Raw genomic sequence first — 12,517 nt, 5'->3', positions numbered from 1 at the left:
CATGACGTTGCTGGCGGCTATTGATCAAGGCACAACATCAACCCGGTTCGTAGTCGCCACTACGGGCGGCAAGGTGATCGCGCAGGCGCAGTTCGAGCACCGGCAGATCCTGCCGCGCGAAGGCTGGGTCGAGCACGACCCACTCGAGATCTGGCGCAACACGCGACGCGCCATGAGCGACGCCGTGGCCAGCGCAGATATCGACGAAGCCGCCATCGCCACTTTGGGCCTGACCAACCAGCGTGAAACCGCCGTCATCTGGGAGCGCGCAACCGGTAAACCCATCTACAACGCCATCGTGTGGCAGGACACCCGCACCTCCTACGACGGCGACGCCACCGAGTTCCAGGCCACCACCGGGCTGCTACGCAACTCGTATCCGGCCGGGCCGAAGTGGGCCTGGATCCTCGACCACGTCGACGGCGCCCGCGAGCGCGCCGCCCGCGGCGAGCTGCTCGCCGGCACCATGGATACCTGGCTGATCTGGAACCTCACCGGCGGCCAGCGCGACCCTGACAACGCGCTGCACGTCACCGACGTGACCAACGCCAGCCGCACCCTCCTGATGGACCTGGAGACCCTCCAGTGGGACCCCGCCCTGTGCGAGGCCATCGGCGTGCCGCCCGAAATCCTGCCGGAAATCCGCCCGTCCGTCGGCGACTTCGGACAGGTCCGCAACCAGGGTCCGCTGGCCAACGTGCCCATTTGCGGCGTGCTCGGCGACCAGCAGTCGGCGCTCTTCGGCCAAGGCGGCCTCGAAGAGGGTGCTGCGAAGATGACCTACGGCACCGGCCTGTTCATGCTGCTCAACACCGGCACCACACCCACCTTCAGCGAGACCGGCATGCTCAGCACCGTCGCCTACCAGCGCGCCGGGCAGCCCGCCGTCTACGCCCTGGAGGGCTCCGTCGCGGTGGGCGGATCGCTCATCCAGTGGCTTCGCGACCAGCTCGGGATCCTGTGCACCGCCGCCGAATCCGAGAAACTCGCCAGCGAGGTCCCGGACAGCGGCGGCGTCGTCATCGTGCCTGCGTTCTCCGGGCTGTTCGCGCCGCGCTGGCGCCCGGACGCCCGCGGCGTCATCACCGGCCTGACCCGCTTCGTGGACCGCCGCCACATCGCGCGCGCCGCCCTCGAGGCGACCTGCCTGCAGACCCGCGAGGTCGTCGAAGCGATGGGCGTCGAACTGCGCGAGCTGCGCGTCGACGGCGGCATGACCTCCAACGACCTCCTCATGCAGATGCAGGCCGACATCCTAGGCACCCGCGTCGTTCGCCCCGGCAACATCGAAACCACCGTCATGGGGGCGGCGTCGGCAGCGGGGATGGGCGCCGGGCTTCTCGATGCCCCACTCTCCCTCGGCACGCCCACAACCTGGGAAGATACGGCAAACGCGGCGACTCGCGAAGTGCTTGTCGCCGCGTGGGAAGATGCGGTACGCCGTTCCTATAACCTTGCCTAGCCGCTAGCCGTTGCTAGTGCACGCCAATGTTGATGGTGTTGGTGTGCTGGTTGTACGTGATGTCGCCGCCTTGGAAGTCGACGCGGAAGAGGCCGTCGCCAATCGGGTGCTCGGAGTTGACCGGCAGGCCGAGCGGGCCGGCGTCGAGACCCTGCTGGAGCCAGGCGTTCGCGATCTTCGTGAACATCGTGAACGCTTCGCCCTTCGCGTTGCGCACGGCGATGCCGTTCTGGAAGAAGCCGAAGTCGTTGCCGCCCACGCCGCCGACGCCACCGATGACGGCGCCGAGCGTCGGCTCGAACTGCTTCCACACCGCAGCCAGGTCGTTCTGGCCAGCGAACTTCAGCATCGGCTCGATGTATGGGGCGATCTGCTGCAGCGTCAGCCCCGGAGCGATCTCCACACCGGACAGGTTCTGGATTCCGCCCGGCAGCAGGTCGTTCGCTTTCGCGTACAGGAAGATCAGGCCAGCCAAGGTGCCGACGGCCGCTGCGATCGCCACCGCGTCACCCGAGGCAATACCCGACAGGGAGATGTTGTCGGAGGAGCCCGAGTTGGTCACCTGGGTCGTGGTGCCGTCAGGGTTCGTGACGGTGTCGGACTCCTTCTTGCCGGAGCCCAGTGCGTCGAGCAGGTCGCCGACCGTGGTGTCGGTGACTGGTCCCGTGTAGTCGCCAGGAGGGGTGAACTCGGAGGAGTTCTTCAGCGCGCGGTACTTCGTGTTCGCAATCGTGCGAACCGTGTTCATCCGGTCGTAGAGGTTCTGGCCCGGGCACTCGTTGTAGTGGAAGTCCCGGTGTGCGTTAATGTTCGGGAACATCCCGCCCTGGCCAGCGCGATACTTGCTGCCCTTGAAATCGAAGTCGGCGTAGTGGTAGCTCGAGCCCATCGGATCGAACCCGGAGACGGCAGCCTTCCAGCCGATGATGTCGCCCAGCGCCTGCAGCGACGCCTGCGTCGGCACCGCAGTCTGGTAGTTGCCCAGCACGGACACGCCCCAGGTGTTCTGGTTGAAGCCACCCACGTGCGCGCCCTGGACCGCGCGGTCGAGCCCGCCGTAGCGGCCTTCGTAGATGTTGCCGTACTTATCGACCATGGCGTTGTAGCCCACGTCGCCCCAGCCCAGGGTGTAGGTGTGGTAGTTCCAGATGCCGCGGACGATGCCCGGCGCCTGCGCCTCGGTGTAGTTGTTGGAACCAGCGGTATGGTGGACCGTCGCGGCCGTGACCGGCGCGGTGTACGTCGGGTTGCTGTTCTTGCCCGCACCCCACTGCGCGCGGGTGATGACCTTCGGCATCCCGTAGGTGTAGGAGTCGACGACTGGCTTGATGTTGCCGTTGACGGTGCCGGTGCCGCCGTCGATAAATACGGCCTGGATGTCGGTGGCCGCGTTCGGAGCGGTCGAGTCCTTCCGGCCGTTCTCCAGGAGGTCAACGTTGCCCGTGGAGACCTGGATACGCTTCGTCGGCTCGACGAAGATCGGCTCGGTGCCGAACGTGTCCGTGCCGGGTGCAGCGTCGAGCGGATCCATCTCGAACCACTCCGTCCACGTGCCGTCGGCACGCTGAGCGCGAACGAACGCCGCGATGTCGCGGTCGCCCTTCCACGTCAGGCCAAACAGGGTGAACTCGCGGTCGCGAGTGAACTCCTTGACCACGCGACGCTCCTCGGTCTCCCCGCCCTGGGTGCGCACCGCCGCGTCATCCACGGTGATATTTGCGCCGGTGGCGAAGGACTCGCTGGCGTTATAGACGTCCATCTGCGCCGGTGCCGCCGACTGGACCTGGACAATGTGGTTGCCGCCGAACGCTCCGGCGACAACGAGGGCCACGGACATCACCGCAGCCATCAGAGGGCGCATCCTGGAGGATTGCCCATTCAGGCGCTTCCGCTGTTGCACGTTTTAACTCCTGTGGCTATAGGGATAAAGGTTACTCCAGTGAAGTGTAGTGCAAGTTAAAGTCTCAAGTGATTCTTGAGGCTTGGCGTGTCGTGCGGAGGGGCGTCGAAAAGAAGTGTGACAAAATGGCCGTATGACTTACGACCTCATTGTTGTTGGATCCGGATTTTTCGGCCTCACCGTGGCAGAGCAGGCCGCCAGCGAGCTAGGCAAGCGGGTGCTCGTGGTGGAGAAGCGCAACCACATCGGCGGCAACGCCTACTCCGAAAAGGAGCCGGAAACCGGCATTGAGGTGCACAAGTACGGTGCGCACCTGTTCCACACCTCCAACGAGCGCGTGTGGGAGTACGTCAACCGCTTCACCTCCTTTACCGACTACCAGCACCGCGTCTTCGCGATGCACGACGGCACCGCCTACCAGTTCCCAATGGGTCTGGGCCTGATCAACCAGTTCTTTGGCAAGTACTACTCGCCGGACGAGGCCCGCAAGCTGATCGAGGAGCAGCGCGAGGGCCGCGATCCCGCCGAGGCTACGAACCTCGAAGAGCGTGGCATCGCGCTGATCGGCAAGCCGCTGTACGAGGCATTCGTGAAGCACTACACCGCCAAGCAGTGGCAGACCGATCCCACCGAACTACCGCCGGAAATCATCTCCCGCCTGCCAGTTCGCTACACCTTCAATAACCGCTACTTCAACGACAAGTACGAAGGCTTGCCCGTCGACGGCTACGCCGCCTGGCTCGAGAACATGGCCGACCACGAACTTATCGACGTCCGCCTCGACACCGACTGGTTCGACATTCGCGACGAATTCACCGGGATCCCAGTGGTCTACACTGGTCCACTCGACCGCTACTTCGACTATGCCGAAGGTCACCTCGGCTGGCGCACCCTCGACTTCGAACAGGAAGTACTGGACACAGGCGACTTCCAGGGCACCTCGGTGATGAACTACAACGACGCCGACGTCCCCTACACCCGCATCCACGAGTTCCGCCACTTCCATCCAGAGCGCACCGAGTACCCAACGGACAAGACGGTGATCGTGAAGGAGTACTCCCGCTTCGCCACGGACGACGACGAGGTCTACTACCCAATCAACACCCCCGAAGACCGCGCCAAGCTGCTGAAATACCGCGAACTCGCCGCCGAGGAATCCCGCAAGAACGGCGTCCTGTTCGGCGGCCGCCTGGGCACCTACCAGTACCTGGACATGCACATGGCCATCGGCGCTGCCCTGTCCCTGTTCGACAACCACCTGCGCCCCCACTTCGAGGACGGCGAGCCGCTGGACCAGAAGCGCGGGCACTAGGGGTTCGCTTGGGGTTTCGGCGGGGTCTTGAGGGGTGAGTGCCAAAGGACGCACCCGTTTATATCTAGAACATTTCTTACCTGCTAGTTTGAATGTCTAGGGTAATTCGGGTTGTGTCTATTGGCACTCTTTCTCTTGTACGCGCACCAAAATCCCGCGTCGACTTCGCGCGACCTGGGGAAACGTCTCGGCGCCCAACCGAAATTCGGGGATTTGGTGCGCGCAGCTCTTGGCCCTACGCTACGGCTTCTTCCTATCGGTGATGCGTACCAGGCAGCCAGCGGCTGCGCCCACCAGCGCGGCCCACAGAATATTCGGCACAGGTCCTGCCACGATCAGTGCGATGCATGCCAGCGTCGCCGTTGCCATCAAAGTCAACCAAGTGATTCTTGCCGAAGGCATCGCGGCGCTGGGCTCTGCGTCTCAAGTGCGTCGCCTCCGCTCGGCGAACTCATCGAGCAAATCCAACACGTCGGGGGCTCGCCAGGCGCGGGTGCGTCTGTCCAGCTGTGCTCCGGTAACGATGCCGACCTGCGCGAGTGCTTCGAGCGCATTTCCTGCTGAGGTCTGCGTCGCTCCTAATTCCTCTACCACAATCCGCGTGGTGATTACCGGCCGCTGCAACAACAACGGGAGCACTCTCCATACAAGGGCATCGGAGCGTGCCGCCAACTGTTGCTTCCACTCATCCAGCAGCGTATTCAGTTCATTTGCGATCCACGTGCCGTACTCGACGGCTTCGAGCGCACTTGCTGCGAAAAGGTTGACGATCTGGTCGGCGTCACCTTGCCGGTATGCGTCCAGTGCAGCAAAGTAGCCATCAATATGGGACAGCAAACCTGCAGAGATTGGCACCGACCCATTGACACTGATGCCGTGGGTTTTCAGCAACACATGAACGAGGGCTCTCCCTGTCCTCCCGTTTCCGTCCGCGAAGGGGTGGATGGTTTCCAACTGAGCGTGTGTAATCGCGGCCTGCGCCAACGCTGGGATGTCGCGGCGCGACATGAACCTCTCCAGATCCGCCAACAGCTCCGGTACATGATCGTGGTGCGGCGGAACGAACAATGCACCGCCCGGGTGGTGGTTGTCCGGTCCACCGATCCACACCGGCTGCTCGCGCAGTCGACCTGCGATCCTCGGTGCAGCGTCCTGCAGAAGCACACTGTGCATTGCCAACAACGTTTCAGTTGTTGCTGTATCAACTGCAATCGCCCGTTGCATCTGTCGAACATTCGCCACGATCAGCTTTGCATTGGCCGACCCCGAACCAGAAAGTTCCGCTTCAAATATCTTGCGAGACGAAGAGGTAAGCTGTTCAATTCTGCTCGATGCGACGGATTCACCGCGCAGCAAAAGTGGGATAAAAGGAATGAGGTCTGTGGCGTGTGTGGCGTCGAAACGCGTCACCGCGATGGTTGCTCGATCCCCGGCTGCAAGCGTTTCAGGGCGTAGCTGCAATTCCTCGTCAGCGATGCGCGGGACTATGGCGCTCTCGTACTCTCGCGGCGTACGTAGCTGCGCCCGACGCGAAATATTCTCGGTTGCAGCCTGCCACGGCAAAGTCTCATAAGTCACACTCGGCCACACCATACGTCATAAGTTAGCATGCAAAGTTGTGATGTCGTACCCAACCTATAAACTTAGCTATCTATCCTTTGCTATTTGAGGCAACATCAAAGGATAGGTGGAAAGCGCACCTGCTCCCAATGATTGCCTCACCATCTGTACCGAATGGGTGAACAATTGCCAGCCTGGGCATGATGGCAGTGCATCGAACGCCGATAGCTCATTACATGTTCTACCTTTTTATGCAGAAGAACGAGGTAAATATGGAGCAACCATCTGTGCGGGTCCCCACCAGCTTGACTGTGGGGAATTCAGGGATTTGGTGCGCGCCACTCTTGGCCCGACGTAACGCTAATATTTCTTCGTATTGGGGTTACCTGGAGGTGCGCCTCGTGGTCGTCTCCAAGAAGGCAGACATGGTGTGTGGCTCGGTTTTGAAGATGCCGCACGCTGTTCATGCAGTGGTAGATTTCTCCGCGTTTCGCCGAGAAAGCATGATTGGCTAACTGGTAAGAATTTTTATGTAGCAACGCGGTCCAAAGCCCGAAATCAGACTTAGCGATGAACTGATCCCGTGGGTAATCTCCTGCAAAATCATTGTATTGCAGCGTTCTGTCGATGCTTTTCTGGCAGTATTGAGACAAGTTTGGATAGAAGTCCTCCCACCATCGGTCAGATCCGGTGATGTGGACGAGGGCCCGTCGAGAATATTCCGAAGACCTACCCCAACGGAGCCAACCCGTGTGAGGTATCTGGATGCAACCGCAGCATTCCAGGTATACGCGCGCTGAGCTTTTGCAATCTCGTCTCTAGTGCGGTGCATGAACGGGTCCATGCGGCCAGTCCCGAAGAGCACATCAAGTTCTAATTGTGCCGGATCTAGATCCATGCTCGACACCCCCCTAAAGCAAAGCGCCGACCAGGTTGTGAAAATAAATCACGCCTCCTGGCCAGCTGATGTTCATTAGCATAATGCGGAGAGTGGGAGGCCGGTCAAGCTGTTGAGACTCGCCGTGGCCTGCCTCGGCCATTTTGATCAATATCGGCATGGGGGTTCGTAGAAGGCGATGAGCGGATAGCGCCGATCACGCTGAAGGGCCAGGTCCGGCGGAAGGCACAAGTCACACTCACGCGTTACTGCTCAGCGGCTGTATGGACTTCGCTGCGCGTCGTTTGCTTCACCAGATTTGAGCGGATGCCTGCGCGGATAATCTCGAGGATGCAAGCCGCTTTTACGGCGCTGGATGCCTCATAAAGCATGTATGCCTCGACCGGGAGTACGGAATTAAGCATTTGGGCAGCTTGGATAATGACCGCTGCGCCAACCAAGAATTTCCAATTCATCTCATAAAACGCGAGCGTGGCCAGGGTGCACACGGTGCCCACCAAGATTGCCTCAGGGTACGGCCACGCATGGGCAGTGAGGAAGCGCCCCGCAGTAAGGATGAGAAAGGCGGCGACGATCGCGCCGGGGATTGAGAACCTGCTCGTATCTTGGCGGAGAACAAACGCAGGATTGGCCTGCTCTATACGGGAAATGATGAGGACGTAGATTCCTGCGAGCAGTAACCCCGCCGGAAGCGGAATCCAAACGTGCATAAACGATTCTGGGCTGGGGGCCAGGACCATGGGCACAATGATTGCGATGAGCCCCAGCAGGCCGGTTGCACTGGCGATAACAGCAAACCGACGGGGTAGTGGCCGCAAGAGCAGTGCCACTATTCCAAACACCAACGCGGAAAATGGCCCGAAGGTGCTGATGATGCTTCCTATCAGTGATTCAGGCTCCGATGCTGTATCCGGAACTTCGAGGAAGTAGTCGAGAAAGATAGCTAGTAACGGAAGGAAATGAAACATGTGGAAACACCTAGCGGCATGTAGCTACTAATAGGTATGCCATAAATGTACGGGACTGCATCTGTACGTGTAGGACGTTGCCGATAGATTCGGTGGGGCGCGGTACCTGGCACGCCACCTCGTCTCTTGGCTGGTCAGCTTGCAGGTTGCTCAGTTTCCGGCGGCTCAGGGTTATCGTCGAGCGGATACAACAACCACTGGAGGATATAGGTGGCAATGGCGGGCAAGCTAAATAGTTGCGCTACTGCGTACCACCAACGGATTGTTTCTGGGCTGCGACCGTAGCGTTCTGCGAGCCCCGCACAGACTCCTGCAATGACGCGTCCGCGTGATGTCCTGTAGTAAGGCCTGCGCATGTTATTCCCTTCAGACGAAATGGCGGGTCGAAATCACTGTGTCAGAGCTTAATGGATGGGTGCCGACGACGATATGAACAACGAGCGCGCTCACTCCTGGTGACAGGGAAGCTCAGGGCCGCTTGCGTCGGACAAGCACCAAACCGGTTCCGATCAGTGCGTCCTACCCATCGCTAAAGAGAATGTATCCGCCTTTTACTTCGCCGGGTCGACGAACGTCGATACGAGGTAGCGGTTGATGATGCCCCTGCTGTCACCTGCTTTGAAGGTGGCTAGCCGACTCCAGCTACGCGGGCGCTAGGGGACTGCGCGCTTCACACTTTCTATAGGTTAGGCAAGCCTATATAATTTACGGGGTGAGTTTTAGGTCTTTTCTTGCAACCGTCGTCCGGAGTGAACGTATTGCGCCGAGTTTCCAGCGGGTGACGTTCACCGGGATCGACGCCATGGGGCCCGCCGTTCCGATCAGAGATTTGCGTATCAAGCTGCTGATCCCGCCTGCCAGCGGTCTGTTCGAGCTTCCCGAAGAGGGGTGGTGGGACACATGGCGTGCGATGCCGGAGCACACGCGCGGACACCTGCGTACCTATTCCATTCGGGAGTTCCGGCGAAGTGCTGACAGCCCTGACGAAGTGGATGTGGATTTTGTTTTGCACAGCGATAGTCCCGGTCCCGCCTCGGCGTGGGCACAAGACGCACACCCTGGACAGCAGCTGCTGATTATTGGACCAACCCGCGACGATGATTCCGGTGTTGGTATTGAATTTAACCCCGGATCTGCTGGGATTGCCCGTCTTTACGGCGATGAAACCGCGTTGCCTGCAATGGCTCGTATCCTGGAGGATTGGCCCGAGGGGCTCGCTGGTTCGGTTGATATCGAGGTGCCCGCCGGCAATCACCTGCCCATCGACTCCCCTTCACAGGTTGATGTCCGGTGGCATTTTCGTGCAGAGGGGGACTTCGACTATGGAGGCTTGCTTCTTGCGCAGCTGAAACAGGAAGTTGGATCCCGTTGTGCCTCCGCTTCGTTGGAAAATGGAGAACCTGGTCTTGTGGATGAAGCCCAGCTCGATGAAGTCTGGGAGACACCCACGTATTCCAGCAGTGGAGAATTGATAGGTCCCACGTCGGATACTGCAGGGCACACCTATTACTGGATCGCAGGGAAGAACACGGCTGTGACGGCGATGCGGCGGCTCCTGGTGAAAGAGGCGGGTGTGCCTCGCCACCACGTGTCGTTTATGGGGTATTGGCGATAACGGGGTTACAAAGTGGATAAACGTGTAGGGCTTGTCGCTTTCCTTGCGGCTTCCACCGTGTGCGCGGCATTAGTGTCTCTTCTGTTCGGGGCGCGTGAAATGGGTTTCGGGGCAACGTTGGGCGCGGTTCGCGACGGAATTGTGTTGGCATTCTCGGGAGGAGTCGAAAGGCTTGAGGCCTCCAGCGACGAGGCGAAGATCATTGCACAGCTTCGGGTTCCGCGCACCCTGCTAGGCCTGTTGGTGGGGGCAGCCTTGGGCACAGCGGGGGCGTTGCTGCAGGGACACACCCGAAACCCGCTCGCAGACACAAACTTGCTGGGTGTAGGCCCTGGTGCGGCGCTTGCGGTGGCTGCAGCCATTTCCTTTCATGGCTCAATGACGGTGTTGGGCACTGTTGGGGTGGGATTCCTCGGCGCAATACTTGCGGTGGCGCTCGTGTTCACACTCAGTATGAGGAGCCTGGGATCGAGCCCGATCATGGTTGTGCTCGGTGGTTCTGCGCTGGGCGCGGTTTGTAGTGCGCTTACCAGCGGCATCGTGCTGACGAATACACAAAGCCTCAACGAGATGCGGTTTTGGACGGCGGGCGCTATCGCTGGGCGTGACATGCAGGTGGTCGCGGTGCTTGCCCCGGTGATTCTCCTCGGACTAGTGGGGGCCTTCGCCATGGCAAACAGGGTGAACCTCCTGAACTTGGGAGACGATGTGGCAAGCGCACTTGGCGTGAGCGTCCCCCTCTCGCGGGCCGTGGGCATCGTCCTGGTTGCATTGCTCACGGGTGCCGCGGTGGCTGGGGCGGGCCCAATCGGGTTCGTCGGTCTGGTTGTTCCACACCTTGTGCGCGCCTTCACGGGGCCCGATTACCGCTGGGTACTACCGTGTTCCGCGTTGGCTGGGGCCACGTTGCTTTTGCTTGCCGACGTTATCGGCCGCGTCATCGCCAGGCCCGGCGAATTGCAGGTGGGCATCACGCTCGCCTTCGTTGGTGCCCCATTCGCCCTGTACCTCTTGCGCAAAGGGGCGAAACTGTGATGCGGGTTTTCGTGACGAATGGTGTCCTTGCGGTGTTGGCTCTCGCCGCGGCCCTTAGCGGCGTTATAGTCGGGGACTTCGGGCTTACGGTGCGGGATGTCGCTTCTGCGCTCATGGGCCAATCCACAGAATTGGCTCGTACGGTGATTGTTCAGTGGCGTCTGCCGCGGGTGGTAACTGCTTTGGGAGTAGGAGCTGCGCTTGGTTTTGCGGGGGCGATCTTCCAGACCATCACGAGGAATCCATTGGCGAGCCCAGACATCTTGGGCGTCACTTCGGGTGCCTCCGCTTTCGCATTGACTGCGTTACTTGCTGGTGGAAGCTCCGGAATGCTGCTGCATCTTCTGGGGGTCCCGCTCAGTGCGTTCCTCGGTGGATTAGCAGTGTCTGCGGCAATCTGGTGGCTGAGCCGTGGCGCGGGTCTCGGGTCTTTCCAGCTTGTCTTCGCCGGGATCATTATCAATGCACTGGCGATGGCATATACCTCGTTCCTGCTCGTTCGCGCCGACTATCGTGACGTGGGCAAGGCGCAGGCGTGGGTGACCGGCTCGGTGGGTTCTGCTAGCTGGCGCGATGCACTCGCCGTACTTATTGCGCTGGCAGTCGTCGTTCCGTTCTTGCGGTGGGCAGCCTTCAATCTACAGGCGCTCTCGCTCGGGGAGGATACGGCTGCTGGCCTCGGGGTGGAGCCCCGGCATATGCAACTCATCCTCATGCTCATGGCTGTAGTGCTGGCATCGGTGGCCGTCGCGGCGTCTGGTCCGATAGCTTTTGTGGCGTTTGTTGCGCCACAGATTGGACGCAAGATCACACAAGCAGCAACGCCACCTTTAGGAACAGCGATGCTCGCTGGCGCGGCGATTGTGTCTGGCGCAGACTTAGCAGTGCGCACCCTGGTGCCGGGGAACTTGCCGGTGGGCATAGCTACAACTGCGATTGGTGGCGCAGCACTGCTCTACACACTGCTACGCGCAACACGAAAGGTGTCCGTATGATGCTTCAGGTTCGAAATCTCAAGGTGAGTTATGGGGCTTCCGTCATCGTTGACGGCATTGATCTCGACGTGCCCCAAGGCGGTGTCACCACAATCATCGGCCCCAACGGTTGCGGCAAGTCAACGCTGTTGCGAGCTACAGCAGGGCTTATTGCGCGCGATGGCGGCACGGTAATGCTGAACGGCGTAGACACGTCGAAAATGAAGCGCCGAGAGATTGCGCGTCAGCTAGCAGTATTGCCACAGACGCCTGTCGCCCCCGAGGGACTGACGGTTCGTGACTTGGTCAGCCGCGGACGCCACCCGCATCAGTCTTGGCTACGACAGGCTTCTGCTGAGGATGCGCGTGCGGTTGATGCGGTGATGGAACTGACCAATATTGCAGAGTTTGCAGATCGTCCACTCGAACGGCTTTCTGGCGGACAGCGCCAGCGTGCCTGGATCGCGATGGTCTTGGCGCAGGACACTCCGCTCGTGTTTTTGGACGAGCCGACGACATACCTCGACCTGTCTCACTCCGTCGAGGTCTTGTCGCTCGTACGTCGACTCGCTGATCAAGAGGGGCGAACCGTGCTCATGGTGTTGCATGATTTGAACCTCGCAGCACGCTACTCGGATCAACTTATCGTGATGCAGCGTGGCGAGGTTCGTGCGGTCGGTGCGCCTGCCGAGGTGGTCACGGAGACTTTGCTGAACAGCGTTTTTGATCTGCCTGCTGTCGTGGCAACCGACCCGGTAAATGGGGGCCCACTGGTTGTCCCCCGGTAAGCACC

Annotated in this window: 11 protein-coding genes; 6 read left to right on the top strand and 5 right to left on the bottom strand. The window is 60.5% G+C overall.

Translation table 11 applies throughout. The features are described 5' to 3' along the window. The first annotated feature begins 1 nt into the window (after window position 1). A complete protein-coding gene (gene glpK, locus QP802_RS06520; RefSeq protein ID WP_284817951.1) occupies window positions 2–1,462 on the top strand; it encodes a glycerol kinase GlpK in 1,461 nt (486 codons plus the stop codon). Between the two features lie 13 nt (window positions 1,463–1,475). Here glpK and QP802_RS06515 read toward each other — a convergent pair whose 3' ends face one another. Continuing rightward, window positions 1,476–3,362, bottom strand: coding sequence for an N-acetylmuramoyl-L-alanine amidase (locus QP802_RS06515; protein WP_284817949.1), 1,887 nt, complete (start codon window positions 3,360–3,362; stop codon window positions 1,476–1,478). A 133-nt stretch (window positions 3,363–3,495) separates the two neighbouring features. On the opposite strand from QP802_RS06515, the gene glf reads away from it, so the two are divergent. Further along, window positions 3,496–4,674 (top strand): UDP-galactopyranose mutase, encoded by a 1,179-nt coding sequence (gene glf, locus QP802_RS06510; RefSeq protein ID WP_070361762.1) that lies wholly within the window; start codon window positions 3,496–3,498, stop codon window positions 4,672–4,674. A gap of 240 nt (window positions 4,675–4,914) precedes the next feature. On the opposite strand, the gene QP802_RS06505 is transcribed toward glf, so the two are convergent. The 4 genes from QP802_RS06505 to QP802_RS06490 form a co-directional block, all read right to left on the bottom strand. Continuing rightward, complete coding sequence (locus QP802_RS06505; protein WP_252931676.1) at window positions 4,915–5,052, bottom strand: hypothetical protein; 138 nt, start codon at window positions 5,050–5,052, stop codon at window positions 4,915–4,917. A 45-nt stretch (window positions 5,053–5,097) separates the two neighbouring features. Next, window positions 5,098–6,252 carry a Fic family protein gene (locus tag QP802_RS06500; protein ID WP_284817947.1) on the bottom strand — a complete coding sequence of 385 codons (1,155 nt, stop codon included), beginning with the start codon at window positions 6,250–6,252 and terminating at the stop codon, window positions 5,098–5,100. 1,125 nt (window positions 6,253–7,377) lie between these two features. Continuing rightward, window positions 7,378–8,100 (bottom strand): hypothetical protein, encoded by a 723-nt coding sequence (locus tag QP802_RS06495; protein ID WP_284817945.1) that lies wholly within the window; start codon window positions 8,098–8,100, stop codon window positions 7,378–7,380. 134 nt (window positions 8,101–8,234) lie between these two features. Then, window positions 8,235–8,456, bottom strand: coding sequence for a PspC domain-containing protein (locus tag QP802_RS06490; RefSeq protein WP_084028527.1), 222 nt, complete (start codon window positions 8,454–8,456; stop codon window positions 8,235–8,237). Window positions 8,457–8,812: 356 nt separating this feature from the next. Here QP802_RS06490 and QP802_RS06485 point away from each other — a divergent pair, with 356 nt between their 5' ends. From QP802_RS06485 to QP802_RS06470, 4 genes are read left to right on the top strand one after another with little or no spacing between them, the layout of a single operon-like run. Then, the gene (locus QP802_RS06485) at window positions 8,813–9,715 is read left to right on the top strand and encodes a siderophore-interacting protein (protein WP_070361765.1); all 903 of its coding nucleotides are present in this window, start codon (window positions 8,813–8,815) and stop codon (window positions 9,713–9,715) included. 12 nt (window positions 9,716–9,727) lie between these two features. Next, the gene (locus QP802_RS06480) at window positions 9,728–10,750 is read left to right on the top strand and encodes a FecCD family ABC transporter permease (protein ID WP_350338465.1); all 1,023 of its coding nucleotides are present in this window, start codon (window positions 9,728–9,730) and stop codon (window positions 10,748–10,750) included. Beyond that, window positions 10,750–11,745, top strand: coding sequence for a FecCD family ABC transporter permease (locus QP802_RS06475; protein WP_256041993.1), 996 nt, complete (start codon window positions 10,750–10,752; stop codon window positions 11,743–11,745). The genes QP802_RS06480 and QP802_RS06475 overlap by 1 nt, the downstream gene beginning before the upstream one ends. Continuing rightward, on the top strand, window positions 11,742–12,512 hold the full coding sequence (locus tag QP802_RS06470) for an ABC transporter ATP-binding protein (RefSeq protein WP_070361767.1): 771 nt from the start codon (window positions 11,742–11,744) through the stop codon (window positions 12,510–12,512). Before QP802_RS06475 ends, QP802_RS06470 begins: the two co-directional genes overlap by 4 nt. The last annotated feature ends 5 nt before the right edge of the window (window positions 12,513–12,517 follow it).

This window comes from Corynebacterium sp. UMB10119B, from assembly GCF_030228125.1.
GTDB lineage: Bacteria > Actinomycetota > Actinomycetes > Mycobacteriales > Mycobacteriaceae > Corynebacterium > Corynebacterium pseudogenitalium.
Note: the sequence above shows the minus strand (reverse complement) of the source record. Positions and strands in the feature narration are given on the sequence as shown.